Raw genomic sequence first — 25,381 nt, forward strand, 5'->3', positions numbered from 1 at the left:
TTTTAGGAATTTTGTAAATGAGTGACAAGCCCTCAATGGACAAGGATCGCCGTAACTGGTTGATCGCCACTTCGGCAGTAGGTGGTGTAGGTGCAGCAGCAGCCCTTTACCCTTTTATAGATAGTTTTGAGCCATCAGAGCGTGCAAAAGCCGCTGGTGCTGCAGTCGAAATCGATATCACTGGCATGCAGCCTGATGAGATGAGAACAGTTGAATGGCGCGGTAAGCCTGTTTGGGTTATTCGTCGCACACCAGAGCAAGTTGCTGAACTTTCTAAGTTGGATAGTGAATTGGCTGATCCAGATTCATTGCGTGATCCTGCTCAGTTCACTCCACCTTATGCTCAGAATCAATGGCGCTCCATTAAGCCTGAATACCTTGTGGTAGTTGGTATTTGCACTCACTTGGGTTGTTCACCAAATGCGAAGTTTGAAGCGGGTCCACAACCATCCTTGCCAAATACTTGGCCAGGTGGTTTCCTTTGCCCATGTCATGGCTCTACTTTTGACATGGCCGGCCGTGTGTATAAAAACAAACCAGCCCCAGATAACCTTGAAGTGCCGCCACATATGTATTTGAGCGATACCAAGATTTTGGTTGGCGACGATAAGAAGGCCTAAGGAGAGATAGATGGCATTCCACGAAAAACAAGTTCCAGCAGACGCCTCTGCTGCTCAAAAGCTGATGGCTTGGGTTGACTCACGCCTGCCGGTAACAGAAGCTTTCAAGCGGCATATGAGTGAGTATTACGCACCAAAGAATTTAAATTTCTTCTATATTTTTGGCGCCTTAGCGATTGTTGTGTTGGTAAACCAGATATTTACCGGTATTTTCTTGACCATGAACTACAAGCCTGACGCTGCCAAGGCGTTTGATTCTGTTGAGTACATCATGCGCGAAGTGCCGTGGGGCTGGGTGATTCGCTATATGCACTCTACCGGCGCCTCTATGTTCTTCGTAGTGGTTTACATGCATATGTTCCGCGGTTTGATCTACGGTTCTTATCGCAAGCCACGTGAATTGATTTGGATTTTCGGTTGCGCAATTTTCTTGTGCTTGATGGGCGAGGCATTCTTCGGTTACTTGCTCCCATGGGGTCAGATGTCTTACTGGGGCGCTCAAGTAATTGTGAACTTGTTCTCTGCAATCCCATTCATTGGTCCAGACCTATCCCTTTGGTTGCGTGGTGATTATGTTGTGGGTGATGCAACTCTGAACCGCTTCTTTGCATTCCACGTGATTGCGATTCCACTGATATTGGTTGGTTTGGTAGCAGCCCATATTCTTGCTTTGCATGAAGTTGGTTCCAATAATCCTGATGGCGTTGAGATCAAAGATACCCTTGATGCAAACGGACACCCAGTAGACGGCATTCCTTTCCATCCTTATTACAGCGTGCATGACGTGATGTATTTGGGCGGATTTTTAATGGTCTTTGCTTGCATCGTGTTCTTTGCTCCAGAGATGGGCGGCTACTTCCTTGAAGCCAATAACTTTGTACCTGCAAATCCATTGCAAACGCCTCCACACATTGCGCCGGTCTGGTATTTCACACCGTTCTACTCTATGTTGCGTGCAACTACCTCAAACTTCTTGTTGCCCTTATGGATTTTCTTGGCAGTGATTTTGGGTATGTTTGCCTTGAAAACCAAAGATCTTAAGGTGAAGGGTGCTTGTGCTGCAATCGCTTTGGCTTTAGCTGGCGGCTTCTATTTGTTTGATGCTAAGTTTTGGGGTGTTGTGATCATGGGTGGTTCTGTAGTGATCATGTTCTTCTTGCCATGGCTTGATCATTCCCCAGTGAAATCCATTCGCTATCGCCCAGATTTCCATAAATATATTTATGGCGTCTTTGTGGTGAGCTTCGTGATCTTGGGTTACTTGGGAATTCAGCCACCATCACCAGTATTTGAAAAGATTTCTCAGGTTTGCACTATTTACTATCTGGGCTTCTTCTTAGGAATGCCGTTCTGGAGCACGCTTGGTACATTCAAGCCAGTTCCAACACGCGTTACCTTTAAGTCCCATTAATTTAAGCCTGCGATAACAGCGAAGAGAAATTAGGAACTAGTATGAAACGAATTCTGCAAACTTTGATGGGCATCTGCCAAGCCACAGTATTAGTTGCCGCCCTTGGTCTGAGTCTGAATGCCAATGCAAATGAAGGCGGCTTTCCATTAGACGCTGCACCTAACCGCGTAAGCAACAATGCTTCATTGCAAAACGGTGCAAAGATTTTTGTGAACTATTGCTTAAATTGCCACGCAGCATCTAGCATGCGTTACAACCGCTTGCGCGATATTGGCCTAACTGATCAGCAAATCAAAGACAATCTGATTTTTACTGATGCCAAGGTGGGTGACTTGATGACCATTTCAATGTCTCCAAAGGAGGCTAAGGCATGGTTTGGTAAGAATCCTCCAGACTTATCTGTAGAGGCTCGTGCGCGTGGAACGGATTGGCTGTATACCTACTTCCGTACCTTCTACAAAGACGACACCACTCAAACGGGTTGGAATAATTTGGTTTATCCAAACGTAGGTATGCCGCATGTTCTTTGGCAGCTACAGGGTGAGCGTGCTGCGAAGTTTGAAGAGCACAAAGATCCGCATGATGAAGGCAGAATGGAAAAGGTGTTTGTTGGCTTTGAGCAATTAACACCTGGAACGATGAAGCCCCAAGAATATGACGACAACATCGCTGACTTGGTTGCTTTTATGTCTTGGATGGCCGAGCCAGTCCAACTGGAGCGTAAGCGTCTTGGCGTGATAGTGCTTTTGTTCTTGGCGATCTTCACGATCTTGGCTTGGCGTCTAAACAAAGCTTATTGGAAAGATATCCACTAATGTAGTTCATGAGCCCTGAATTGGGACTCATGAGTGAAAAGATTTAACGCTGATGTGCGTTTGTTGTATTGAAGTAGAAATTTAAGGAACTATATTTATGATGGTGTTGTACTCGGGTACTAACTGCCCCTTCTCGCAACGCTGCCGTTTGGTGCTTTTTGAAAAAGGCATGGATTTTGAAATCCGCGATGTTGACTTGTTTAATAAGCCAGAAGATATCTCGGTGATGAACCCTTATGGCCAAGTGCCGATCTTGGTTGAGCGCGATCTTATTTTGTATGAATCAAACATCATCAATGAATATATTGATGAGCGTTTTCCTCATCCACAGTTGATGCCGCCTGATCCAGTAGCCCGTGCGCGTGCACGTCTCTTCCTCTTCAATTTTGAGAAAGAGTTATTTGTACACGTTGCCTCATTGGAAAATGAAAAAGGTAAGGCTGCAGAAAAGAATCATGAAAAAGCGCGTTTAGCTATTCGTGATCGCTTGACACAGTTGGCGCCGATTTTTGTTAAGAATAAGTACATGCTCGGTGATGAGTTCTCAATGCTAGACGTTGCCATTGCGCCATTGCTATGGCGTCTTGAGCACTACGGTATTGATCTTTCTCGTAATGCTGCAGCACTCTTGAAATACGCTGAGCGTATTTTCAGCAGACCAGCCTATATCGAAGCATTGACCCCTTCAGAAAAGGTCATGCGCCGCTAAGCAATTCTAGCGGTTCATTATGGTCGGGATGTCTGACGTTCCAAGCAATAAACCCTATCTAATCCGTGCCCTACATCAGTGGTGCACGGATTTTGGTTTTACACCCTTCATTGCTGTTTTTGTAGATGCAAGGGTTGAGGTGCCAATGGAGTTTGTGAAGAATGATGAGATTGTTTTAAATCTCTCGCTAGAGGCATGTCACCAGCTGCAAATGGAAAATGATTGGATCAGCTTTCAAGCCCGGTTTGGGGGCGTTCCTAGAAAGATTATGGTGCCCGTGAGCCATGTCTTGGCGATTTATGCCAGAGAGAATGGGCAGGGCATGTCTTTCCCGTTTGATCCTGCCAAAGCCAGGGATCTACACGTTGCTGATTCTGGGGATCAGGAGTCTGAAAAACCCAAAGCCGGCAGACCTTCCTTGAGGATTGTGAAATAAGTTAAAATATCCCTGTTGCCCCTTTAGCTCATCTGGTAGAGCAACTGATTTGTAATCAGTAGGTGGTCTGTTCGAGTCGGACAAGGGGCACCAAAAAATTCAAAAGCCACTAAGCAGATTGCCTTGGTGGCTTTTTCTTTTGGGGCTAGAGTCTTAAGTCCGCATTTCTGGTCTCGGGTAAATATAAAAGTGCAATAAGTGCCGCGCAAGCAAGAAAGATTGTTGGGTACCATAAACCTGCCAAATCATTACCCCATTGTTGATTAAGCCAGGTAATAACCAGCGGCAAAAGTCCACCAATCCACCCGGCTGCAAGATTATGGGGGAGGGTGGCGGCACTATTTCGAGTCTTAGCCGGAAATAGCTCCGCCAATAGAGCTGTTTGTGGGCCAATCACTAAGGCTAGCGACAAAGAGAGAGCCGTTAAAAGTAGTCCGATCAAAATGATGGTGCTGTTGGTATTTGGCGCTTCAAGATATTGCCCGCTTAAACTTTGCAGCATTTCAAACGCTGGTTGAGTAAATACTGCGCCCAACAAAAGCCCGCAAATCACAACCGGCCTTCTCCCAACTTTATCTGATAGCCAGCCAGCAAAAAGTGTGAAAGGGAAAAGGGCTAAGGTCGCATAAATACTGAGTTGGTCTACTAGTCCCGCCGGTAGCTTAACTGAGGTCTTTAAAAAGATTGCGGTATAAACCTGAACACAGAAAAACAGGACGGCTCCGCCAGCCGAGATGCAAAAGAAAAGCAAGAACATGTGCTTACGAGTTTGCGGGTCACGAAAATTACTCAGCAATGGATGCACAGTCTTTTGCTGAGTTTTGCTAAGCCCCAAAAATATAGGGGTCTCTTCTAGGGACCGTCGAGTGTAAAAAGCAATGATGAGTAAAAAAAACGAAATCCAAAAAGGTACGCGCCATCCCCATGATAGAAACTCTTCTGGTGATAAGCATTGCCTCAGAAAAGCAATCTGCAATGTTGAAAATAAAATTCCCAGTGGACCCATCAACTGCAAAAAACTGGTCTTAAAGCCCCTATATTTGCTGCCAGCGTGCTCGGTAAGATAAACGGCGCCACCGCCAATTTCACCACCGGCAGATAAACCTTGAAGTAGGCGCAAACTTACCAAGAGGATTGGGGCCCAGATACCAACTTGTGCATAAGTGGGTAAAAATCCCACGCTGACTGTTGCGAGACCCATCAGCGCAATGGTCATCATGAAAACGGGTTTGCGACCAATGCGATCGCCCATTGAGCCGAATATTGCTGCGCCAACAGGACGGACTACCATTCCAACCCCAAAGGTCGCTAAGCTGGCCAAAAGGCCTGTGCTTGGGTCGCTTGACGGAAAGAAAAGGGGCCCAAAAACAACCGCTAGGGTAGCAAAGGTCAGAAAGTCATACCATTCCAAAAATGTCCCAAAGCAGGTTGCAATGGCTATTTTTCGATAGGAATTTGAACCTTTAATTTTTTCTAAGTTATTGATTTTATTCAATTTATATAATCTTGTGAATTATTTGTTGCAAAGCAGCAAAAAGTTCTTGATTTGCCATATTCCTTCAGTTACAGTTTGATGGTGCAGTGCAATATTTAAGCATCCGAAGTTTCCAAATTATTAAATCGCGCACTTAATGAACTAGTTGTACCACTGAATTTATGGAGAAATACATGAACCAAGCTCAAATCACCGCTAAATTGTCTCAAATGAATAGCAAAGGCCTCGAGGCCTCATTTTCTTTAAGCGAAGCTGCTTTGGAAAATGCCCAAAAATTGGCTGAGTTGAACTACGCTGCTTCTAAGGATGTATTGGTAAATGCTCAAGATGGTATTGCGCAAGTATTGTCTGCTAAAGACCCAAAAGAAGTTACAGAACTTTTGAGTACAGAAACATTGCAAGCTGCCAGCAATCAAGCAGTTGCCTACCAAAAGAAAGTTAGCAAAGTATTGCGCGAAGGCAATAAAGAATTTGCAAATGTAGTTGATGCCAGCATCGACCAGTTGCAAGATGGATTCCAGGATTGGATGAATACCTTTGCCGCTAATGCACCTGCAGGCTCAGATGTATTTTTGTCTTCTTTCAAAACTGCATACGGTAGCGCATTGCAAGGCTTTGAGCAGTTCCGCGCTGCTAGCAAAGAAGCATTTGCAACTGCAGAAAAAACTACTGATCAAGCAATTGAAGCGGTTCAAGGTCAAATTGCTCAAGTAAAGAAAGCAGCTACACCGGCATCACGTGCACGTAAATCTGTATAAGTCACTGAAGCAATAGATTTATCGGAATTGGGTTTTAAATAAATCCCCGCTTAGTACGAACTAGGCGGGGATTTTTCTTGCTTGGTTTACTCAGAATCCGAAGAGGATTCGATCAGGGGGGTTGATAGGTTCTTGCTGGGTTTGACGCCGAGCTCACGAACTTTTTCAGCGGAGCGAATCAGATTGCCTTTGCCAGTCTTGAGCTTATTAAAGGCATCGTGGTAGCTGGTTTGTGCTTGATCCAGACGTTGCCCAAGCTTTTCTAAGTCTTCAACAAAACCTACAAATTTGTCATAAAGATTGCCACACTGTTTAGCAATTTCGAGTGCATTGCGGTTCTGGTGATCTTGTCTCCAGAGATGAGCGACAGTACGTAAGGTTGCCATCAGCGTACTTGGGCAAACCAACACAATATTCTTAGACAAGGCTTCTTGATAGAGATTTGGCGCTGTCTTTAAAGCCAATAAAAATGCGGGTTCAATGGGTACAAACATTAAAACAAAATCAACAGAGCCAGCGCCATACAAGGCGCTATAGTTCTTTCCAGAAAGCCCTTGAATATGCTGACGTAAAGACTGGATGTGGGCCGCTAGCTCTTGTTCGGCGATTACTGGGTCAGTAGTCTCGGCATGCCTTGCGTAAGCGGTAATGGAGACCTTGCTATCGACGACCAGACTTCTTCCTTCGGGAAGCTTAATGACTACGTCGGGCTGAAGACGTGAGCCATCAGCTTGCGTATGGCTATCCTGCACAAGGTACTCTTCACCCTTGCGAAGGCCAGAGGATTCTAGGATGGATTCCAGAACGAGTTCGCCCCAGTTGCCTTGAACCTTGGAGTCACCTTTGAGTGCTTGGGTGAGGGAACGTGTCTCATCAGACATGCGCAGATTCAGATTAGCAAGGCGCTCAATTTCACTTTTGAGGGCATGGCGTTCGCGCGCTTCATTGCCATAAGAGGTATTGACCTGCTCTTTGAATTCAGTCAACTTGGTTTGCAAAGGCTTAAGAAGTGCATCAAGGCTGGCAGTATTTTGTTCTGCAAAGCGCTTTGACTTATCTTCTAAAATCTCATTAGCCAGATTTTTAAATTGATTTGTAAGAGCCTCTTTAGCTTCATTCAATGATTCAATGCGTCCAAGACCTTGCTTGCGTTCAGAATCTAATTCAGCCTCGAGACGAATGGCATTTTGAAGGGCTTGATCACGTTCGGCCCTGAGACTAAATGCTAGAGCAACTTCGGTTTGTATTTGAAGTTCTGCACGCGCAAGACTTGAGCGCAAACTGAGCGCATAAACCAAAAGGCCTGCACATACAGCAAATGGCAGGCCAAATAGTAGGAGGGAGTTTAGATCAAAAGTCACTCAGGCAATACTTTAGGCTTTAACCAGTTTCTGAAGTTCACCTGACTGGAACATTTCAGTCATGATGTCTGAGCCACCAATGAACTCGCCGTTGATATATAGCTGAGGGATGGTTGGCCAATTGGCATACTCTTTGATGCCTTGGCGAATCCCAGCATCCTCCAATACGTTCACAGTATGGAGTTTTTCAACGCCGCTAGCTTTCAAGATATTGATTGCGTTGCCAGAGAATCCACATTGCGGAAACTGTGCAGTTCCCTTCATAAATAAGACAACAGGATGGCTAGTAACGATTTCTTTGATTTGAGCTTGTGTGTCCATAAATTCTTTCTTGAAAGCAGTCATTCTGTAAAAAGGGCTTGAAACGCTATAGGATAGATTTTAAGACTTTATGTGGAAAAAGGTTATTAAAGAAACTTCTAGGCATCAGCTTTCCTTCCAGAGGCGACGCGCCTATGACCGGCCAAATCCAGGTGCGCCTGAATGTCAGCAAACCCGGCAGCCCTCATCAAACCCATCACTGCATCCGATTGGTCAAAGCCATGTTCAAGCGCCAGTAGGCCATTGGGGGTGAGATATTTCTTTGCGTCACTGATGATGGCCCTTATGCACTCAAGTCCATCGGCCTGATCAGTCAGTGCTGAGATAGGCTCAAAGCGAAGGTCACCCTGAGTCAAGTGCGGATCTTGTTTGGCAATATAAGGGGGATTGCTGAGGATGATGTCAAAGCAAGTTTCAGCATCTAAGGCCTGATACCAGTTGCCCTGTAAAAATTGCACTTGATTCTCTAAATCCAAAAGTTTGGCATTGGTTTTTGCAATCTCCAAAGCCTCAGAGAACTGATCTGTGGCTATCACTATTGCATTGCGTGCCGAAGATGCGACTGCTAAAGCAATGGCTCCAGAGCCAGTACCCAAATCCAATACCTTCGCTGAGTGATGAAGGCGTTTGATTTCTCGCAGACCAATTTCAACTAATAACTCAGTTTCAGGGCGGGGGATGAGGACGCCAGGTGCAACTTGGAGCTCAATATTGTGAAAACCTCTTTTACCAATGAGGTAAGCAATTGGTTCACCTTGAATTCTTTTGGACTCAAGGTACTTCCAGCTCTCTAGTGCCTTGGCGTTGAGCTCTAGATCATCCCGCGATAACAGGGCAGAGCGTGGTAATTGGTAATGGACATCAAGTACGTGCGCCATCAGAATGCGCGCTTCATTTGGTGGCAGTACAGAAGCGCCCAGCAAAGAGCGTAAGCGCAATTCTTGCCCCATGAATGCTTAGCTGTCGCCCAGGGCGGCGAGCAGTTCTGCTTGGTGCTCAGAGGCTAAAGCATTGCACAGATCATCAATGTCACCATCCATCATGGCATCTATTTTGTAGAGTGTGAGATTGATGCGGTGGTCAGTGATGCGTCCTTGTGGAAAGTTATAAGTACGGATGCGATCACTTCGATCACCCGAGCCAATCAGGGATTTTCGGGTTTGGGCTTCAAGCTGATGCTTCTCACGCTCACGCGCATCCATAATCCGAGAGACTAAGACTTTCATAGCCTGCTCACGATTGCGATGTTGGCTGCGATCATCCTGGCATTCCACTACTGTACCGGTAGGTAAGTGGGTGATGCGGACGGCAGAATCAGTTTTATTGATATGCTGGCCACCAGCACCAGAGGCGCGGAAAGTATCGATGCGTAACTCAGCAGGATTAATCTTCACGGCTTCTAATTCATCTGCTTCGGGCATCACTGCTACGGTACAAGCCGATGTATGAATACGTCCCTGAGTTTCTGTCTGGGGAACGCGTTGTACGCGATGCCCTCCAGACTCAAACTTGAGGCGAGAATAAACGGATTGACCAACCAAGCGGAGGACAACCTCTTTATATCCACCCAAGTCAGATTCAGCGGCACTCACAACCTCTACTTTCCAGCCTTGACGTTCTGCAAAGCGGGTGTACATACGCAAAAGATCGCCAGCAAAGAGGGCGCTTTCATCACCACCAGTTCCTGCTCGAATTTCTAAGAAGACATTGCGCTCATCATTTTCATCTTTAGGTAGTAGTAGCTTTTGCAAAGTTCCTTCAAGCAATTCCATGGTGGCTAAGGCTTCTTTTTGCTCCTCATCGGCAAAGTCCTTCATATCTGGATCTTTGCGCATTTCTTCTGCAGCTTGTGCATCTGCCTCAGCTTGCTTGTAGAGGCCAAACTGCTCCACCACAGTCGCGATATCAGAATGTTCACGCGTGAGTTTCCGATAGGCATCCATATCTTTGGTTGCTTCTTCGGAAGTTAACAGGGAATTAAGTTCGGCTAAGCGCGTGTCTAGATGTTCTAGCTTAGCCCGCATGCTAGGCTTCATCTAATGGTCTTCTGGCTTAGCGTGGGAGGCAAATAGTTTGGGTAAGAGCTTAATGAGGGCATCACGTTCTGCCCCATTGGAATGTTGTAAGGCATGAAGCGAGCCATGTAAAAATTTATTGGTCAAACCTTGTGCCATGGCATTGAGCACTTCTTGCGGGTCTTCACCACGCATGAGACGTTTCATGGCGCGCTCTAACTCAAGTTGTCTGAGGCGCTCACCTTGCTGCTGGATATCTTGAATAATTGGTACGGTATTGCGTCCTTGCATCCAATGCATGAAGTTCCCAACCCGATCTTCAATAATAGCTTCGGCTTGACTGACTGCAGCTTGGCGTAAGTTAGCGCCAGTTTGAATCATCACACCCAAATCATCTACGGTGTATAGATAGACATCGTCCAAACGAGAGATCTCGGGCTCAAAGTCACGAGGTACGGCAAGATCAATCATGACCATCGGCTTATGGCGGCGTTGTTTCAGAGCACTTTCGACCATACCCAGACCAATGATCGGCAAGGAAGAAGCTGTACTAGAAACAATAATGTCAAATTCATGGAGGCGGCCAGGAAGTTCTGAAAGCTTAAAGGACTGGGCGTCAATACCTTGAGCGGAAATGGAGTCTGCTAATTCTTGACCACGTTCAATCGTGCGGTTGGCGATCACTACATTTTTTGGTTTACGTGCAACAAAATGCGTCGCGCAAAGCGAGATCATGTCGCCAGCACCAATAAACAAAATACGCTGATCAGAAATCTTTTCAAAGATTCTTTCGGTAAGACGAACTGAGGCAGCTGCCATTGAAATCGAATGGGCGCCAATTTCAGTAGAACCACGCACTTCTTTTGCTACTGCAAATGTTTTCTGAAAAAGTTGATTGAGGTAGGTTCCCAATACGCCCGCATCATTTGCAGTCCGAACTGCATCTTTCATTTGTCCCAAAATTTGGGTCTCACCAATCACCATGGAATCCAAGCCACAGGCAACCCTGAAGGCATGACGCACTGCATCGGATTGGGGTAATGAGTAAATATGGGGCTGTAGACTACTTGTTGAGACCTGTTGGGTTTTGGCTAGCCAATCAAAAGTAGCTTCGTGAAGAAGGCTGGCAGCGCTGGCATCATTTGCTGCGCAGTAAACCTCAGTACGATTGCAGGTTGACAAGATGGTTGCTTCAGGCAGGCCGGTCTGATTCGCGCCAACCAAATGTTGGCGTAAATCGTGCAACGCTTCTTGAAGAAATTCAGGGTCGAAGGCGACCTTTTCCCGAATGGCGACCGGCGCTGTGTGATGATTGATGCCGAGTGTCAACAACTTCATAATGGTGATTATAGATTTGATGGCGGCATTAATGGGGGCAACAATGGGGTTTTTGGCTTTTCTGGTGATTGGGGGTATTTCTGGGGCTTCAGCCTGGATTTTTTATCCTGGGCAAGCTGCTCGACCAAAGGCGGGCAGGCTTTTGCTGGCGGCCTTTCTGGGCTTTTTGGCTGCAATCGTGAGCTCCTACCTTGGGCAATATCTGGGATTTTTTCAGTCAGGGCAAATGCTAGAGTGGTTTAGCGCCATTTTTGCCTCTTGCCTGGTGGGCTGTATTTTTACCGCTCTAGCGAAATAGTTCCGCCTGATCTGTTGAAGCAATCCACCGAATCTCTTCTTTGCCAAACTGTTTTAGCCATTGGTTGGTTTTGGTGAAGTGCCCACAGCTTGCTTTAGCGCCAGGCTCTAAAAAAGGCTGATTGGTCTTATATACGCCCAGGCCTGAAGGGTGTGATGATTGCAGAATGACTTGATCCTTGCCCGCTTCTATCAGTGGGAGTTTGGATTGGGCATGACCACCCCACAGCATCCAAATTAAATGTGGTTTTTGGAATGCTAGACCTGAAATCAATTGATCAACAAAGCCTTTCCATCCCAGATTAGCGTGACTGCCTGCTTCTCCCAATCGAACGCTCAGTGCAGTATTAAGTAGCAACACCCCTTGCTTTGCCCAATGTTGTAAATCTCCATTTGGTAAATTGCCAAAGCCTTCGAGCATTAGTGCTTTACTGATGTTGCGCAATGAGCTGGGAAACTCGCGAGAGTTTGTAGGGATATTTTTGGGGATCGAAAATGCAAGGCCTTGTGCAAGGCCAGGGGAATGATAAGGATCCTGCCCAAGAATCACAACCTTAGTGGATGCTACCGATGTCAACGCTAAGGCTTTAAAAAAATGACTAGGCTCAGGTCGAATCATTTTTGGATCAGCATCAAGGACGGCTTGTAAATTGCTTTGCAATGTATTCCAAGCGTCAGAATCTAGATAGTCGCCTAATAATTTGCGCCAATCTTCAGGTATGTTGTCTTTAGAAAAAGTAGACACTAGAAAAGTCAATGAGATTTAGTTTTGGCGCTATTGGCAATGAGCTCGTACTGGGCGGGTAATTGATTCGGATTCAAGCTCGCAATTCGTTCGTGTTCCAAGTCATCTCGATAGAAACAGAAATGAATATTTTGGCCTTCTGCAAGACCGCCAAGGACCTTATCAATACGGGCACCCGTAATGCGTTGACCATTGATGCTAGCCAGAAGGTCACCAGGCGCTAGACCCGCCGACTGCGCTGCTCCACTATCCAATACATGGGTTATCTTTAGCCAGCCGTTAACATCAGTGTGACGCATCCCAAGCTGTAACTTGATCCTCTCCAACTTGGATGATGATTTTGTTTTCACTGATACGAAGTTCGACGCGATCCACTTTTGAATCGGGATATCTTCAGTACCAAAAATATAGCGAGACTTGATTTCATTCCAGGTCTTGGAAAAATCTGTGCCGATAGCTTTAAGCACCAAATCGTCTAATCCATTCTCGGCAATGCCCTCAAGGGTGACGCCATGCTTTTGCCAGACAAGACGCATGAGATTATCTAGTGATTTTTGATTTTTCGAGAATGCCCGAATTTGTAAATCCAGCCCAAGTGCCAGTAGTGCACCTTTGCCGTAATAGCTAACTACAGCATTCGGGGTGTTCTCGTCGGTTTGGTAATACTTAGTCCAGGCATCAAATGAGCTATCAGCAAGGCTTTGTTTATTTCTGCCAGGCCCGCGCAGGATCGCATTCCAGTTATTCGCCACCAAATCTAAATAGGTTTGCAGATCAATGCGCTTGCTTCGTAAAAGTTGCAGATCGTCATAGTAGCTTGTAAAGCCTTCGAATAACCAAAGTAAACGAGTGTGATTCCGTTGGCTCAGATCATAGGGTTGAAATGCTTTCGCTTGGATGCGCTTAACTAACCAGGCGTGGAAATATTCATGGCTGCACAAGCCCAAAAAATCTCGGTAAGCAGTTTCATCTAATGGCGTGTCTTGTTGAGGAATTTGATCACGGCGACACAGTAATGCTGTGCTATCACGATGCTCGAGGCCGCCGTAACCATTTAACACTGCATTGACCAAAAAGAGATAGCGACTAAAGGGTGCTTGCTTTGTTTTTGGTTCAAAGAGATTGATTGTGCAGTTGCAGATCGCTTGGAGATCTTGTGAAAGTCGCTTTGCATCGACTTGGTGAATGCATCCTTGAATTGCCATGCTGTGCGGTGTGCCATTGGAGGCCCACTGAACCAGCTGAAATTCACCCATGGCTACAGGGTGGTCCAGAAGATCGGCATAGTTTTGCGCAAGATAAAAACCAAAGCCTCGATCATCGGTTTTGACTGATCTTAGGGTAGTTTGAATAGACCAGTGAGCAGCAAACTCAGTTTCGGGTGGAGCGATTGCGAGTGAGCAAGGTAAATCCGACTGACCTTTGACCTCTAAACATAAGCTACTGGCATTGAAAAATGCACGCTCAGTGTCGAGATAGGCTGCGCGTACTGAAGAATCATAGGCGTAGATCGTAGTGAGAATCTCTACTGCACCATTGACCTTAGGTAATCGCCATTGATCGTTATTGATTCTCTCCAAGGGTAGCTTCTGCTTGGTTTGAGCCGAATAGGCCTCAATCGATTCAATATGTTTGCTGAAATCCCGAATCAAATAACTTCCCGGAATCCAAGCAGGCATTTGCAATACCTGACCTTCTGAGTCCGGGTTTGCAATCTGCAATTTCACCTGATAGCGGTGACCATGTAAATCGGCTGGCCATACCGTGTATTGGATTTCAGGAAGATTAGTTACGGTTGTCATATTTACTTAAGGGAGCCCAATTTCTTTTCAATATCGGCGATTTGAACTGCACCAGGAAAACGACTGCCGTCGGCAAAAAATAGCGTTGGTGTGCCAGTAATCCCATAGGTTTTCGCAAAGGCTAGATTTTTATCAAGGGGTGTACTGCAATCCGTTTTGCCGCTTGGACTTACTCCATTGACCATCCAATCAATGTAAGACTTATAGGGATCTGCGGAGCACCAAATTTGCTTTGATTTCTGGGCTGAATCTGCAGATAAGATCGGAATCAGATAGGTATAGATTGTGACTTTATCTAATTGCTGTAAGGATTTCTCTAGGCGTTTGCAGTAGCCACAATTGGGATCAGAAAAGACTGCCAGTTGACGACTGCCATTGCCTCGGACGTTTTTGATGGCGTTGGCTTGATTCAAATCGGCCCACTTAATACGATTCAAATCAGATTGCCTTTGCTCGGTAATATTTTTACCGCTAGATAACTCAATGATCTCGCCTTGGATCAGGTATTTACCAGACGCGTCTGTATAAAAAATCTCATTTCCTACTAAAACTTCATATAAACCTGTCACTGGCGAGGCAGTGACACTTCTCACTTTTGTGTTTGTCCCCAACTTTTTCTGTATCTCTGTTTTGATCTGCTGTTCGGCTTGCGCGTTGGCAAATCCAGAGCAAAGTAGAGTGGCAAGAAAAATACTTAATACAGATAACAATTTAATCAAAATCAATTTCTCCGAGGGCGCGCTCAATGAGACGCTGTTTGATGAAGTGGCTTTTGTTCACAAGACCAAGGCCCCAATTCCGTAGATGGCGCTCTGTATTGCTACTAGCAGAAAATAATTTCATTAGCTTATCGGTAACCCACAGTAGGGCGCTGGTATCGCCTTGTCTCTGGCGCTCATAGCGGCGGAGTAATACCGTATCACTGGGCAATCGAAAAGATTCACGTTTTCCCAGAATGTTGAGTAGCACCGCAACATCCCGTAAGCCCAAGTTCAATCCTTGCCCCGCTAGGGGATGCATCACATGGGCAGCGTCCCCAATGAGAACAACCTTGGGAGTAGATTCGGGGCCGATAAAGCGCTCTGCACGAATCTTTCTTAATGGAAATGCTGCGGGGGTTGAATTCAGCGTGAGATCTCCTAACTGCTTCAGAATAGCGCCCTTGGCAATTGAGCTAAAACGCTCTTGCCATTGGGCTTGATTCAGCTTTAATAAGTCGGCAGCATGCTCAGGTGAGGTAGACCACACCATAGATATTTGTTTGCCAGGTAAAGGCAGCATTGCGACAATATCGCCACCTGGCAAGAACCATTGATAAGCGGTTTCTAAATGTGGATAGGTGCAAGTCCAGTTGGCAACCACTGCGCTTTGTGAATAACTCTCTTCGCTCGTAGTAATGCCAAGCGATGCTCGAATAGGCGAGTTGGCGCCATCGGCAGCAATCACTAATTGCGCATGAATAGACCCACCAGTTTTTAAATGCAGCGTACTTCCATCTGCATCAACATCTATTCTGTCGACAGCATCGTTAATTCGCTCCAATTTATTTTGGAAGCGGGACGCTTGATCAAGGGTGTGTTCAATTAAATTAGATTCACCGATCCAGGCAAGTTGTGGCGTTCCAGCTTCGAATGCAGAAAGGTGGAGTTGATCTTGCAATTCGCCACGATCGCCAAAGATGCGCATATCCCGTACTGCTTGCATGCGGGTGTGATCTAGCGCATCCCAAATTTGTAGATGGGAGAGCAGTTTTTGAGTGCTTGGTGAAAAAGCATAGATTCTTTGGCCCCATTCAGAGCCTTGGGGGCTTGTAATGGCCTGCTCGAGATCTGGGGCGATCTCGAGGGTTTGTAAACCTATTTGGGCTAACCCGAGGGCACAGGCCTTGCCCACAATGCCTCCGCCAATAACAACGACATCCGCAGAGCGCTTTTTGGCCGAATGGGTAGAGGATTTGGAGGGCTTGTTTTGGTGAGCTTCTGACATAACTCGATGATATCGAAACCAGCCCCTTTACAATAAGCCCATGTCTTTGAAATGTGGCATCGTCGGCCTGCCTAACGTCGGCAAATCTACCCTCTTTAATGCGCTTACCAAGGCTGGAATCGCAGCGGAAAACTATCCTTTCTGCACGATTGAGCCTAATGTGGGCGTAGTTGAGGTTCCTGACCCCCGTCTTGCTGCCTTAGCCGAGATCGTCAAGCCCGAGCGCGTTTTGCCTGCCGCCGTGGAATTTGTCGATATTGCGGGCTTAGTGGCGGGAGCTTCTAAGGGTGAAGGCCTCGGAAATCAATTTTTAGCCAATATTCGCGAAACAGATGCAATTACTCATGTGGTGCGCTGTTTTGAGGATGCGAATGTTATTCACGTGGCTGGCAAAGTGGATCCTATTGCTGATATCGGCGTCATTGACACCGAGTTGGCTCTCTCCGATTTAGCTACTGTGGAGAAAACGCTTAGCCGTTCTACTAAAGCAGCTAAGTCGGGTAATGATAAAGAGGCTGCTGCTTTAGTTGCCGTTCTGACCAAGGTGCAAGCCCATCTCGATTCAGCACTGCCAGTGCGCAGCCTAAATTTGAGCGAGGAGGAGCTCCTCCTAATTAAACCTTTGTGTTTAATTACTGCAAAGCCAGCAATGTACGTCGCTAACGTCAAAGAAGACGGCTTCACTAATAATCCGCATCTTGAGGCAGTAAAGCAGCACGCTGCAAAAGAAAAGGCCCCAGTCGTTGCTGTCTGTGCAGCGATTGAAGCAGAGATTGCAGATTTAGATGATGCTGATAAAACAGAGTTTTTGGCTGACTTAGGTATGGAAGAGCCTGGCTTAGACCGCGTGATTCGTGCGGGCTATTCTTTATTAGGCTTGCAGACTTACTTTACTGCTGGGGTTAAAGAAGTTCGCGCTTGGACTATTCACCAGGGTGATACAGCTCCACAAGCAGCTGGTGTCATTCATACGGACTTCGAGCGTGGATTTATCCGAGCACAAACGATTGCCTATGAAGACTTCATTCAGTTTAAGGGTGAATCAGGCGCTAAAGAGGCTGGCAAGATGCGCGCTGAGGGTAAGGAATACGTCGTTAAAGATGGAGACGTACTGAACTTCTTATTTAATGTTTAATTAAGCAGCTTTAATTGCTTTCTCAAGACATTTAGAGATTTCTTCATAGCGTTTCAGGGCTAATTTGGTAGGCACGACCTCTTTCTTGCGCCCATCAGCGTTTGCAACCATCTTGATATAACCCATAGCGCTGAGATTTTTCAGGCGACCATGTAATGTTGCTTGAGAACCAAGCTCTGAGAGGGCAATTAAATCACCTACCAAGATAGATTCTTTTGTATGTGCACAGTTAACAATCTTATCTAGCAAGTTTTCTTCAATACCATCTAATTTTTTGCCGGGGTTCATTCGACCTAAGGCATCGATCAAATTGAGAAAGCGAAGATAAGAAAGCGGCTTATTGGTTGCCATAATGTCTCGAAGGTTAATTTTCTTGTTGTGCAATAAAATTTGGGTTACAGCTAGTATATTCCCTAATAAGGCTCTTCGCTGATGAGATGTGTTGCGCAAATGAATAGGTTGATAATTAAAGCAATGTCTAAAATTTCAGCAATTTTTTCTGAGACGTTTTTTGGGTTTGCCGTCAGTGCCCTGACTTACGCATCTCTTTTCTATTTCAATAACTGGCTTACCAGTGAGCTCACTTTTAGTCTTGGCGTCAATTGGATTTATTCACCTGCTGGCCTTCGCTTGTTTTTGACGTTGATTTTTGGCCTGCCGGGGGCTATTGGCATTGCTCTAAGCTCATTCTTAATTAGCTACTATGGCGACTTCCCGCATGATTTGAGTGTGTGCATCGGCATTGGCCTGATCTCTGGATTTGCCCCTTACCTTGCCAGGGTTCTAGTAATCAGGAATATTCAGCTGGCACCCGACTTAAGCGACCTCAATATGCCAAAGTTACTGGGTTGTATTTTGGTATATGCCGCATTGAGCGCTGGGGCACATCAAGTGTGGTTCACTCTCTCAGGCTTTGAAGATGCTGGTAGCCTCAATCACTTTTTGGTGATGTTTATTGGCGATGTATTGGGTTCAATACTGCTCATTGCATTGATTAAATACTGCTTAGATAGCTTGAAGAGGTTTATGAAAAAAGCTCATTAAGAGCGATGCCTGGATCTGGCGCACGCATAAAGGCTTCGCCAACTAAGAATGCATTGATGTGGTTGTCACGCATTCGTTGTACGTCAGCACGATTCAATATCCCGGATTCAGTTACCAAAGTCTTATTACTTGGAACCATAGATAAAAGTGAGAGAGTAGTTTCTAGAGTGACATCAAAGGTCTTCAGGTTGCGATTATTGATTCCCACTAAAGATGTTTTGAGTTCTAGGGCCTGTTCTAGCTCTGGAGCATTATGAACTTCAACTAAAACGTCGAGACCTAATTCGTGGGCACACGCTTCGAGCTCTTTCATCTGGTTGAGCTCCAGGCAGGCGACGATTAACAAAATAGCATCTGCACCAATCGCACGAGCCTCATAGATTTGATAGGGATCGATGGTGAAATCCTTGCGCAGCACGGGAATGCCGCAAGCAGATCTCGCCTCTTTTAGATAGGCATTGCAACCTTGAAAGTAGTCGATATCCGTCAGTACGGATAAGCAGGCCGCGCCATATTTTTCATAAGATTGGGCAATTTCTGCTGGTTTGAAGTGCTCTCGCAAAATCCCTTTACTAGGACTTGCTTTTTTAATCTCAGTAATAACGCCCGCTTTGCCTTGTGCAATCTTATTGTTGATGGCGTCAATAAAGCCGCGGGGCTTTAGCAAAGCATCTTGATTATTTGACTGCGCGAGATCACGTTGATTAGCTAGTGATATTTGCTTTGAGATGTTTGCAATCTCAATCTTCTTGGTTGCAACAATTTTGTTGAGAATATCGCTCATAGGAAATTATTTAGATTGGGTTGCAGCAATAAATTCGTCTAACTTCTGACGGGCTGCGCCGGATGCAATTGCTGCTTTGGCCATTGCGACTCCTGAGCCAATATCTTTGGCGACCCCAGCGACATAGAGGGTGGCGCCGGCGTTCAAGCAGACAATATCGCTTGCTGCGCTAGGCTTGTTATCGATTACATCTAAAACAATATTCTTGGATTCTGCAGCGTTGGCTACTTTGAAGCTAAAGGTAGGCGCGGTGCTGAGTCCAAAATCTTTTGGTTGAATTTCATATTCGCGTACTACCCCATCTTTGAGCTCACCAACAAGTGTGGGGCCCTCAAGAGAAATCTCATCTAAACCGTCGCGACCATAAACCACCAATGCGTGCTCCATACCCAGAGCTTGCAATACCCGCGCTTGAATACCAACTAAATCTGGATGAAACACGCCCATCAGAATGCGTTTTGCATCCGCGGGGTTGGTGAGAGGCCCCAAGATGTTGAAAATCGTGCGTACACCCAATTGCTTACGAATAGGCACTACATTTTTCATGGCCGGATGGTGGTTGGGGGCAAACATGAAGCCAGCTCCCACTGTGGCGATGCATTTGGCAACTTGTTCTGCAGAGAGATTGAGATTTACACCCAAAGCTTCCAGAACATCGGCACTGCCAGATTTACTGCTGACACTCCGGTTACCGTGTTTTGCAATTTTTGCTCCAGCCGCTGCCGCCACAAACATGGCTGCGGTGGAAATATTGAAGGTATGTGCGCCATCGCCGCCAGTGCCCACAACATCAACTAGGTGAGTGCGGTCATCAATATGCACAGGAGTAGCAAATTCCCGCATGACTTGTGCAGCAGCAGCGATTTCTCCAACGGTTTCTTTTTTGGTGCGTAAGGCTACTAATAGTCCAGCCACAAGCTCAGGTGGCATTTCACCACTCATGATGAGCCGCATCATGGCGGTCATCTCGTCATGAAATAGTTCACGATGTTCAATGCAGCGTTGTAATGCTTCTTGTGGAGTAATAGGCATCGGACGTTTATTTAGTTTGTAAAAAATTCTTTAGCAGGGCATGGCCATGCTCAGAAAGAATAGATTCAGGGTGAAATTGCACGCCTTCCACTGCAAGTTCACGGTGACGTACTCCCATAATCTCGCCATCAGAAGAGGTAGCTGTTACTTCCAACATAGCCGGCAAAGAGCTTTTCTCAATGGCCAGTGAATGATAGCGAGTGACCTTAAATGGATCAGGCAGGTTTTGGAAAACACCCACACCAGTGTGATGAATAAAGTCAGTCTTACCATGCATCACTTTTTGAGCACGAATGACTTTGCCGCCAAAGGCTTCACCAATAGCTTGATGACCAAGACATACTCCCAAAATTGGTATCTGTCCTGCATAGCGTTTGATGGTCTCCACTGAGATACCTGCCTCAGCTGGGCTGCACGGTCCAGGGGAGATACAGATTCTGGCAGGATTGAGTTTCGCAATCTCATCCACTGCAATTTCATCATTACGAAAGACTTTCACCTCTTCTCCTAGCTCAGCAAAATACTGCACAAGGTTATAGGTAAATGAATCGTAGTTATCAATCATTAGGAGCATCAAGTCCTCCTTGTACTAGTTCTGCGGCAGTCAAAACTGCGCGTGCTTTAGCTTCAGTTTCTTTCCACTCAGCAGTAGGATCGGAGTCCGCGACTACACCAGCACCAGCTTGGGAATGCAGCATACCATTACGAATCACACCAGTACGAATAGCAATCGCTACATCCATATCTCCCGAGAAAGAAAGATAGCCTACTGCACCACCATAAACTCCGCGCTTTACAATTTCCATCTCATCAATGATTTCCATGGCACGAATTTTTGGTGCGCCGGAGAGTGTCCCCGCTGGGAAAGTTGCTCGTAACACGTCCATATTGCTCATATTATCGAGAAGATCACCCTCTACAGAGCTCACAATATGTTGTACGTGGGAGTACTTCTCAATTGACATGGAATCCGTGACTTTTACTGAGCCAGTTTTTGCGATTCTGCCAACATCATTACGGGCAAGGTCAATCAGCATCACGTGCTCAGCGATTTCCTTAGGGTCGGCTAAGAGCTCTTTAGCAAGACGTTCATCTTCTTCAGGATTGGCACCCCGTGGACGTGTCCCAGCTAAAGGACGAATGGTCACAATCTTTTCTGCTGCACGCTTTTCTTGTCGTACCAAAATTTCTGGAGAGGAGCCCACAATCTGCATATCTCCAAAGTCATAGAAATACATATAGGGCGAGGGATTTAGGGAGCGAAGTGCTCTATAGAGGGCTAATGGTGACTCAGTAAAGGGTTTACTAATGCGTTGACCAATGACCACTTGCATGCAGTCGCCAGCCAAAATATATTCTTTGGTTTTGCGGACTGCATCTTCAAAATCAGCCGCCTTAAATTTGCGAAGCAATTCTGTTTTGGTGCTTGGCAATGATGCCGGCATATTAGCTTGCTTGCCGAGGCAAGCAAGCAATTCTTTTAAGCGCTGCTGCGCCTTGTCAAAACTATCAGGAATACTAGGGTCCGCATAGACAATCAAATAAATTTTGCCAGCCACGTTGTCGATCACTGCAAGTTCTTCAGTCAACATCAATTGGATATCAGGAACACCCAGTTCGTCAGGTAAAGCATGTGTAGCTAAGCGTGCTTCAATATAGCGAACGGTATCGTAACCAAAGTAGCCAGCAAGACCACCGCAAAAACGGGGCAAGCCTGGTTGAAGAGCAACTTTAAAACGCTTGAAATAGGCATCAACAAAATCCAGTGGATTATCAGTATTACTCTCAACCACTTTTCCATCGGTAAGTACTTCGTTCAGAGGTGCTATTGGCGTACCAACTGTTCTGAGGATGGTTCTTGCAGGTAGACCAATAAAAGAGAAGCGACCAAAGCGCTCGCCACCCAAAACTGACTCTAGTAGATAAGTATTTTTTGTCCCAAAGGCCTGGCTGAGCTTGACGTAGAGCGATAGAGGTGTTTCTAAATCGGCAAGCACTTCTTTGACTAGAGGAATGCGATTGAAGCCCTGTTGGGCTAAGGCATTAAATTCTTCAAGCTGCATTAGGCTTTTCCTAACTTACCTAATTCTGAGTGCATTGCTTCAATGACTTTTGCGTAATTCTCTTTACCAAAAATTGCAGAGCCTGCAACAAAAGTATCTGCACCTGCTTGTGCAACTTGGCCAATGTTATCCACCTTAATGCCACCATCGACTTCAAGACGAATGTGGCGCCCAGTTTCAGCTTGATAGCGGTCGAGACGTTCGCGCACTTGTGCGATCTTATGAAGGGTACTCGGAATAAATGATTGCCCGCCAAAGCCAGGGTTGACTGACATCAGAAGCACTAGGTCAAGTAATTCCAAAGTGTGATCTAAATGATCAAGTGGAGTTGCGGGATTTAATACAAGACCCGCTTGGCAACCTTGATCACGAATAAGGTTCAGCGTGCGATTTACATGAGGACTGGCCTCGGGATGAAAGCTAATTAAATTTGCCCCCGCTTTTGCAAAATCAGGAACGATGCGATCTACAGGTTCAATCATTAAATGCACATCGATCACAGCGGGTTTGCCATTTTTAGTAGCATGTGGGCGGATAGCCTCGCAAACCAATGGGCCAATAGTCAAATTGGGAACGTAATGGTTATCCATCACATCAAAGTGAATCCAATCGGCACCAGCCAGCAAAACGTCTTGGACCTCTTTGCCTAGGCAGGCAAAATCCGCCGACAAAATGGATGGGGCTATAACAAATTGGCTATTTAAGGATGAATTTTGGCTTTCCATCCCTAGATTCTAGCTTGCAGTTGGCCTTGGGATGGAGCAGAATTCGATCATGAATCCCCATGAAATGAGTATTACGGTCAAAGCCCAGTACCTTCCTGAGCAATCTGACCCCGATAACCGCCAATTTGCCTTTGCCTATACGGTCACTATCCGAAATACTGGTACAGCCAGTATTCAGTTAATTGCCCGCCATTGGCTCATTACGGATGGTGATAATGATGTCCAAGAGGTTCGTGGCTTGGGTGTGGTTGGGCAGCAGCCTTTATTGCGGGGTGGAGAGCAATTTGAGTACACCAGTTGGGCAACATTGCCAACACCAGCTGGAACGATGCGTGGAGAGTATTTTTGTGTAACGGAAGAGGCACAGTTTTTTCAGGCACCCATTCCTGAATTTGCCCTTGTGATGCCTCGCACGCTACATTAGCAGCGTATAAAAACTATTTTTTGCCCTTGCCAGTCCAAAGGACAATAAATAACAAGAGTCCCAAGGCAATAGCGCCTTCAATCACAAAAAGCAGCATGGGGTATTCATCGAGTAAATTGGCAATCATGATTTCTAAATGTAAATTATTTCCAGCAAGTGTATTCGCAATTTTGATTGCTGCCTTGATCGCTGGCTGTTCAACACCCCCGACTCGTGGAACGGGTTATCGCTCCGGCGGATCGGGTGGTCCCCCAAGCACTTACAGTTCTTCGATTGCGACCTTTAGTGCAGTTTCATGGCAAGCTGTGCCGGGGTGGCAGGAAGATGATCTATTGCAAGCTTGGCCTGCATGGCTCAGAAGTTGCGACGCCCTACGTAAGCGTGGTGGCGAAGTGAATTGGCGGCAGGCCTGCTCCCAGACTACTAATGTAGCTAGTCGTGATACGCGAGCTATCCGTCAATATTTCGAAAGCAATTTTCAGGCTTATGAAATTCGCAATAGCGCTGGAAGTGAAACCGGTTTAATTACAGGCTACTACGAGCCTTTAATGGAGGGTTCTCAAACTCGTACAAGTACTTATACCGTCCCGCTATATGCCTATCCCAATGCCTGGAAAAAATCTCGACCAAATCCTGGCCCAACCCGTGCAGAGCTGATGAGCTCAGGGATTCTTCAGGGTTCAGAAATTGCTTGGGTTCAAGACCCAGTAGCAGCAGCCTCTTTGCAAATTCAGGGGTCTGGAAAGATTCGCTTACCAGATGGCCGCATCATGAGATTGGGGTTTGCAGGAACCAATGAGCAGCCCTTCAAATCTTCAGCGCAGTGGTTACTAGATCGCAAGGAAATTACGCGCAGTGAAGCAACAATGCAAGGCATTTCTCAATGGGCTAAACGCAACCCAGATCGTGTCAATGAAATGCTCAATGCCAACCCTCGCTTTGTGTTCTTTAAAGAGTTGCCAAGTAGCATGGATGAGAATTTAGGTCCCATAGGCGCGCTAGGCGTTCCTTTAACTAGCGAGCGCAGCATAGCAGTAGATTTGCAAGCGATGCCATTAGGAGCGCCTGTATTCTTATCCACTACAAAACCTTTAAGTAATCAGACCTTGCAAAAATTAGTCATGGCGCAAGATACAGGTAAGGCCATTGTCGGGGGCGTTAGGGCTGACTATTATTGGGGTTCTGGGGAGTCTGCTGGAGAAATTGCTGGCCGTATGAAACAAAATGGCAAGATGTGGTTATTGTTACCGCGTTAATTAATGGATCTTAAATAGAAAGAAATTGATGAGCTACAAAACAATTTTGACAGAAGTAGAGGGCAAGATTGCCATGGTTACCTTAAATCGCCCCGAGGTTCTCAATGCGCTAAATGATCAATTAATGGACGAGCTTGGCGCGGCATTGCTGAGTTTTGATGCAGATGACAATATTGGTTGCATCATTGTGACTGGTAGTGAAAAAGCATTTGCTGCTGGCGCAGATATTGCATCCATGGCGAAGTATGGTTTAAAGGATGTTTATCGTGATGATTTCATCACCCGCAATTGGGAAACCATTCGAAAAGTTCGTAAACCAGTAATTGCGGCCGTCTCTGGTTATGCGCTTGGTGGGGGCTGTGAGTTGGCCATGATGTGCGACACCATCATGGCGGCAGATAATGCCAAGTTTGCCCAGCCAGAAGTAAAGCTTGGCATTATTCCAGGGGCTGGCGGGACACAACGTTTACCACGTGCGATCTCTAAAGCGAAAGCCATGGATTTGGCTTTAACTGGCCGCATGATGGATGCTGCAGAGGCTGAGCGCTCAGGTTTAGTAGCGAGAGTATTTCCTAAAGCTGAACTATTAAAAGAAGTCAAAGCCATCGCCAAAGAGATTGCTGACATGCCTTTGCTAACTGCGATGATGGTGAAAGAGGCTGTGAATACAGCTTATGAAACAACTCTCTCCGAAGGAATCCATTTTGAGCGTCGTTTATTCCATGCTTGCTTTGGAACGAATGATCAAAAAGAGGGAATGGCAGCCTTCATGGAAAAACGCCCTGCGAAATTTACCAATTCTTAAGAAT

The 25,381-nt window shown here is 46.0% G+C and carries 28 protein-coding genes and 1 tRNA gene; 13 read left to right on the forward strand and 16 right to left on the reverse strand.

All coding sequences use genetic code 11. The annotated features are described in order from the left end of the window. The first annotated feature begins 17 nt into the window (after nt 1-17). The 6 genes from petA to C2757_RS00685 all read left to right on the forward strand — a co-directional run bounded on the left by petA (nt 18) and on the right by C2757_RS00685 (nt 4,084). Entirely contained in the window at nt 18-620 is a 603-nt protein-coding gene (gene petA, locus C2757_RS00660; RefSeq protein WP_215374808.1) for a ubiquinol-cytochrome c reductase iron-sulfur subunit, read from the forward strand. Between the two features lie 10 nt (nt 621-630). Next, nucleotides 631-2,031 (forward strand): cytochrome bc complex cytochrome b subunit, encoded by a 1,401-nt coding sequence (locus C2757_RS00665; RefSeq protein ID WP_215374811.1) that lies wholly within the window; start codon nt 631-633, stop codon nt 2,029-2,031. A 41-nt stretch (nt 2,032-2,072) separates the two neighbouring features. Further along, nucleotides 2,073-2,846 (forward strand): cytochrome c1, encoded by a 774-nt coding sequence (locus tag C2757_RS00670; protein ID WP_371817021.1) that lies wholly within the window; start codon nt 2,073-2,075, stop codon nt 2,844-2,846. A gap of 97 nt (nt 2,847-2,943) precedes the next feature. Further along, the gene (locus C2757_RS00675; RefSeq protein ID WP_215374814.1) at nt 2,944-3,555 is read left to right on the forward strand and encodes a glutathione S-transferase N-terminal domain-containing protein; all 612 of its coding nucleotides are present in this window, start codon (nt 2,944-2,946) and stop codon (nt 3,553-3,555) included. A gap of 28 nt (nt 3,556-3,583) precedes the next feature. Further along, nucleotides 3,584-3,991: a ClpXP protease specificity-enhancing factor gene (locus tag C2757_RS00680; protein WP_215374817.1), complete on the forward strand. Its 408-nt coding sequence runs from the start codon at nt 3,584-3,586 to the stop codon at nt 3,989-3,991. A 17-nt stretch (nt 3,992-4,008) separates the two neighbouring features. Beyond that, nucleotides 4,009-4,084: transfer RNA gene (locus C2757_RS00685), tRNA-Thr, on the forward strand. A 52-nt stretch (nt 4,085-4,136) separates the two neighbouring features. Here C2757_RS00685 and C2757_RS00690 read toward each other — a convergent pair. Further along, nucleotides 4,137-5,486: an MFS transporter gene (locus C2757_RS00690; RefSeq protein ID WP_215374820.1), complete on the reverse strand. Its 1,350-nt coding sequence runs from the start codon at nt 5,484-5,486 to the stop codon at nt 4,137-4,139. A 173-nt stretch (nt 5,487-5,659) separates the two neighbouring features. On the opposite strand from C2757_RS00690, the gene C2757_RS00695 reads away from it, so the two are divergent. Then, complete coding sequence (locus C2757_RS00695; protein ID WP_215374823.1) at nt 5,660-6,244, forward strand: phasin family protein; 585 nt, start codon at nt 5,660-5,662, stop codon at nt 6,242-6,244. A gap of 86 nt (nt 6,245-6,330) precedes the next feature. Here C2757_RS00695 and rmuC read toward each other — a convergent pair whose 3' ends face one another. From rmuC to hemA, 5 genes are all read right to left on the reverse strand, one after another. Further along, a complete protein-coding gene (rmuC, locus tag C2757_RS00700; RefSeq protein ID WP_215374826.1) occupies nt 6,331-7,605 on the reverse strand; it encodes a DNA recombination protein RmuC in 1,275 nt (424 codons plus the stop codon). Nucleotides 7,606-7,617: 12 nt separating this feature from the next. Beyond that, nucleotides 7,618-7,926, reverse strand: coding sequence for a Grx4 family monothiol glutaredoxin (gene grxD, locus C2757_RS00705; protein WP_215374829.1), 309 nt, complete (start codon nt 7,924-7,926; stop codon nt 7,618-7,620). 98 nt (nt 7,927-8,024) lie between these two features. Beyond that, complete coding sequence (gene prmC / locus C2757_RS00710) at nt 8,025-8,876, reverse strand: peptide chain release factor N(5)-glutamine methyltransferase (protein ID WP_215374831.1); 852 nt, start codon at nt 8,874-8,876, stop codon at nt 8,025-8,027. Between the two features lie 6 nt (nt 8,877-8,882). Beyond that, nucleotides 8,883-9,962 carry a peptide chain release factor 1 gene (gene prfA / locus C2757_RS00715; RefSeq protein WP_215374834.1) on the reverse strand — a complete coding sequence of 360 codons (1,080 nt, stop codon included), beginning with the start codon at nt 9,960-9,962 and terminating at the stop codon, nt 8,883-8,885. After that, the gene (hemA, locus tag C2757_RS00720) at nt 9,963-11,279 is read right to left on the reverse strand and encodes a glutamyl-tRNA reductase (RefSeq protein ID WP_215374837.1); all 1,317 of its coding nucleotides are present in this window, start codon (nt 11,277-11,279) and stop codon (nt 9,963-9,965) included. Between hemA and C2757_RS00725 the strand changes: the two genes are divergently transcribed. Next, nucleotides 11,250-11,522: a hypothetical protein gene (locus C2757_RS00725; RefSeq protein ID WP_215374840.1), complete on the forward strand. Its 273-nt coding sequence runs from the start codon at nt 11,250-11,252 to the stop codon at nt 11,520-11,522. The genes hemA and C2757_RS00725 overlap by 30 nt on opposite strands. Before the next feature lie 43 nt (nt 11,523-11,565). Here C2757_RS00725 and C2757_RS00730 read toward each other — a convergent pair whose 3' ends face one another. From C2757_RS00730 to C2757_RS00745, 4 genes are read right to left on the reverse strand one after another with little or no spacing between them, the layout of a single operon-like run. Next, nucleotides 11,566-12,321: a uracil-DNA glycosylase gene (locus tag C2757_RS00730; RefSeq protein ID WP_215374843.1), complete on the reverse strand. Its 756-nt coding sequence runs from the start codon at nt 12,319-12,321 to the stop codon at nt 11,566-11,568. Between the two features lie 8 nt (nt 12,322-12,329). Further along, nucleotides 12,330-14,123 (reverse strand): M61 family metallopeptidase, encoded by a 1,794-nt coding sequence (locus tag C2757_RS00735; RefSeq protein WP_215374846.1) that lies wholly within the window; start codon nt 14,121-14,123, stop codon nt 12,330-12,332. A 2-nt stretch (nt 14,124-14,125) separates the two neighbouring features. Further along, a complete protein-coding gene (locus tag C2757_RS00740; protein WP_215374849.1) occupies nt 14,126-14,842 on the reverse strand; it encodes a DsbC family protein in 717 nt (238 codons plus the stop codon). Next, on the reverse strand, nt 14,835-16,109 hold the full coding sequence (locus C2757_RS00745) for an FAD-dependent monooxygenase (protein WP_215374852.1): 1,275 nt from the start codon (nt 16,107-16,109) through the stop codon (nt 14,835-14,837). The genes C2757_RS00740 and C2757_RS00745 overlap by 8 nt, the downstream gene beginning before the upstream one ends. Before the next feature lie 40 nt (nt 16,110-16,149). Between C2757_RS00745 and ychF the strand changes: the two genes are divergently transcribed. Beyond that, the gene (gene ychF / locus C2757_RS00750; protein WP_215374855.1) at nt 16,150-17,244 is read left to right on the forward strand and encodes a redox-regulated ATPase YchF; all 1,095 of its coding nucleotides are present in this window, start codon (nt 16,150-16,152) and stop codon (nt 17,242-17,244) included. Here ychF and C2757_RS00755 read toward each other — a convergent pair whose 3' ends face one another. Beyond that, nucleotides 17,245-17,595 carry a hypothetical protein gene (locus C2757_RS00755; RefSeq protein WP_215374858.1) on the reverse strand — a complete coding sequence of 117 codons (351 nt, stop codon included), beginning with the start codon at nt 17,593-17,595 and terminating at the stop codon, nt 17,245-17,247. Between the two features lie 123 nt (nt 17,596-17,718). On the opposite strand from C2757_RS00755, the gene C2757_RS00760 reads away from it, so the two are divergent. Beyond that, a complete protein-coding gene (locus C2757_RS00760) occupies nt 17,719-18,288 on the forward strand; it encodes a hypothetical protein (protein ID WP_215374861.1) in 570 nt (189 codons plus the stop codon). On the opposite strand, the gene trpC is transcribed toward C2757_RS00760, so the two are convergent. Genes trpC through rpe form a run of 5 tightly spaced genes read right to left on the reverse strand, consistent with a single transcriptional unit; the run spans nt 18,269 to nt 22,892 of the window. After that, nucleotides 18,269-19,072 (reverse strand): indole-3-glycerol phosphate synthase TrpC, encoded by an 804-nt coding sequence (trpC, locus tag C2757_RS00765; protein WP_215374864.1) that lies wholly within the window; start codon nt 19,070-19,072, stop codon nt 18,269-18,271. The two genes, C2757_RS00760 and trpC, sit on opposite strands and share 20 nt — an antisense overlap. A 6-nt stretch (nt 19,073-19,078) precedes the next feature. Then, a complete protein-coding gene (gene trpD / locus C2757_RS00770) occupies nt 19,079-20,104 on the reverse strand; it encodes an anthranilate phosphoribosyltransferase (protein WP_215374867.1) in 1,026 nt (341 codons plus the stop codon). 7 nt (nt 20,105-20,111) lie between these two features. Beyond that, nucleotides 20,112-20,678 carry an aminodeoxychorismate/anthranilate synthase component II gene (locus C2757_RS00775; protein WP_215374870.1) on the reverse strand — a complete coding sequence of 189 codons (567 nt, stop codon included), beginning with the start codon at nt 20,676-20,678 and terminating at the stop codon, nt 20,112-20,114. Next, entirely contained in the window at nt 20,662-22,167 is a 1,506-nt protein-coding gene (trpE, locus tag C2757_RS00780; RefSeq protein WP_215374873.1) for an anthranilate synthase component I, read from the reverse strand. The genes C2757_RS00775 and trpE overlap by 17 nt, the downstream gene beginning before the upstream one ends. Beyond that, entirely contained in the window at nt 22,167-22,892 is a 726-nt protein-coding gene (gene rpe, locus C2757_RS00785; protein WP_215374876.1) for a ribulose-phosphate 3-epimerase, read from the reverse strand. The genes trpE and rpe overlap by 1 nt, the downstream gene beginning before the upstream one ends. 49 nt (nt 22,893-22,941) lie before the next feature. Between rpe and apaG the strand changes: the two genes are divergently transcribed. The 3 genes from apaG to C2757_RS00800 all read left to right on the forward strand — a co-directional run bounded on the left by apaG (nt 22,942) and on the right by C2757_RS00800 (nt 25,377). Beyond that, a complete protein-coding gene (apaG, locus tag C2757_RS00790) occupies nt 22,942-23,316 on the forward strand; it encodes a Co2+/Mg2+ efflux protein ApaG (RefSeq protein WP_215374879.1) in 375 nt (124 codons plus the stop codon). A gap of 125 nt (nt 23,317-23,441) precedes the next feature. After that, nucleotides 23,442-24,572: a murein transglycosylase A gene (locus C2757_RS00795; RefSeq protein ID WP_215374882.1), complete on the forward strand. Its 1,131-nt coding sequence runs from the start codon at nt 23,442-23,444 to the stop codon at nt 24,570-24,572. A gap of 28 nt (nt 24,573-24,600) precedes the next feature. Further along, nucleotides 24,601-25,377 (forward strand): enoyl-CoA hydratase, encoded by a 777-nt coding sequence (locus C2757_RS00800; RefSeq protein WP_215374885.1) that lies wholly within the window; start codon nt 24,601-24,603, stop codon nt 25,375-25,377. Nucleotides 25,378-25,381: the final 4 nt, after the last annotated feature.

The organism is Polynucleobacter sp. MWH-Svant-W18 (assembly GCF_018687495.1).
In the GTDB taxonomy this organism is placed as follows: Bacteria; Pseudomonadota; Gammaproteobacteria; order Burkholderiales; family Burkholderiaceae; genus Polynucleobacter.

What these genes read in the sequence shown, in the direction of transcription:
- petA (WP_215374808.1), top strand. Translation starts at nt 18, where the DNA reads ATGAGTGACAAGCCCTCAATGGACAAGGATCGCCGTAACTGGTTGATC.
- C2757_RS00665 (WP_215374811.1), top strand. Translation starts at nt 631, where the DNA reads ATGGCATTCCACGAAAAACAAGTTCCAGCAGACGCCTCTGCTGCTCAA.
- C2757_RS00670 (WP_371817021.1), top strand. Translation starts at nt 2,073, where the DNA reads ATGAAACGAATTCTGCAAACTTTGATGGGCATCTGCCAAGCCACAGTA.
- C2757_RS00675 (WP_215374814.1), top strand. Translation starts at nt 2,944, where the DNA reads ATGATGGTGTTGTACTCGGGTACTAACTGCCCCTTCTCGCAACGCTGC.
- C2757_RS00680 (WP_215374817.1), top strand. Translation starts at nt 3,584, where the DNA reads ATGTCTGACGTTCCAAGCAATAAACCCTATCTAATCCGTGCCCTACAT.
- C2757_RS00695 (WP_215374823.1), top strand. Translation starts at nt 5,660, where the DNA reads ATGAACCAAGCTCAAATCACCGCTAAATTGTCTCAAATGAATAGCAAA.
- grxD (WP_215374829.1), bottom strand. Translation starts at nt 7,926, where the DNA reads ATGGACACACAAGCTCAAATCAAAGAAATCGTTACTAGCCATCCTGTT.
- prmC (WP_215374831.1), bottom strand. Translation starts at nt 8,876, where the DNA reads ATGGGGCAAGAATTGCGCTTACGCTCTTTGCTGGGCGCTTCTGTACTG.
- prfA (WP_215374834.1), bottom strand. Translation starts at nt 9,962, where the DNA reads ATGAAGCCTAGCATGCGGGCTAAGCTAGAACATCTAGACACGCGCTTA.
- C2757_RS00725 (WP_215374840.1), top strand. Translation starts at nt 11,250, where the DNA reads ATGATTGATGCCGAGTGTCAACAACTTCATAATGGTGATTATAGATTT.
- hemA (WP_215374837.1), bottom strand. Translation starts at nt 11,279, where the DNA reads ATGAAGTTGTTGACACTCGGCATCAATCATCACACAGCGCCGGTCGCC.
- C2757_RS00735 (WP_215374846.1), bottom strand. Translation starts at nt 14,123, where the DNA reads ATGACAACCGTAACTAATCTTCCTGAAATCCAATACACGGTATGGCCA.
- C2757_RS00745 (WP_215374852.1), bottom strand. Translation starts at nt 16,109, where the DNA reads ATGTCAGAAGCTCACCAAAACAAGCCCTCCAAATCCTCTACCCATTCG.
- ychF (WP_215374855.1), top strand. Translation starts at nt 16,150, where the DNA reads ATGTCTTTGAAATGTGGCATCGTCGGCCTGCCTAACGTCGGCAAATCT.
- C2757_RS00755 (WP_215374858.1), bottom strand. Translation starts at nt 17,595, where the DNA reads ATGGCAACCAATAAGCCGCTTTCTTATCTTCGCTTTCTCAATTTGATC.
- C2757_RS00760 (WP_215374861.1), top strand. Translation starts at nt 17,719, where the DNA reads ATGTCTAAAATTTCAGCAATTTTTTCTGAGACGTTTTTTGGGTTTGCC.
- trpC (WP_215374864.1), bottom strand. Translation starts at nt 19,072, where the DNA reads ATGAGCGATATTCTCAACAAAATTGTTGCAACCAAGAAGATTGAGATT.
- trpD (WP_215374867.1), bottom strand. Translation starts at nt 20,104, where the DNA reads ATGCCTATTACTCCACAAGAAGCATTACAACGCTGCATTGAACATCGT.
- C2757_RS00775 (WP_215374870.1), bottom strand. Translation starts at nt 20,678, where the DNA reads ATGCTCCTAATGATTGATAACTACGATTCATTTACCTATAACCTTGTG.
- trpE (WP_215374873.1), bottom strand. Translation starts at nt 22,167, where the DNA reads ATGCAGCTTGAAGAATTTAATGCCTTAGCCCAACAGGGCTTCAATCGC.
- rpe (WP_215374876.1), bottom strand. Translation starts at nt 22,892, where the DNA reads ATGGAAAGCCAAAATTCATCCTTAAATAGCCAATTTGTTATAGCCCCA.
- apaG (WP_215374879.1), top strand. Translation starts at nt 22,942, where the DNA reads ATGAATCCCCATGAAATGAGTATTACGGTCAAAGCCCAGTACCTTCCT.
- C2757_RS00795 (WP_215374882.1), top strand. Translation starts at nt 23,442, where the DNA reads ATGATTTCTAAATGTAAATTATTTCCAGCAAGTGTATTCGCAATTTTG.
- C2757_RS00800 (WP_215374885.1), top strand. Translation starts at nt 24,601, where the DNA reads ATGAGCTACAAAACAATTTTGACAGAAGTAGAGGGCAAGATTGCCATG.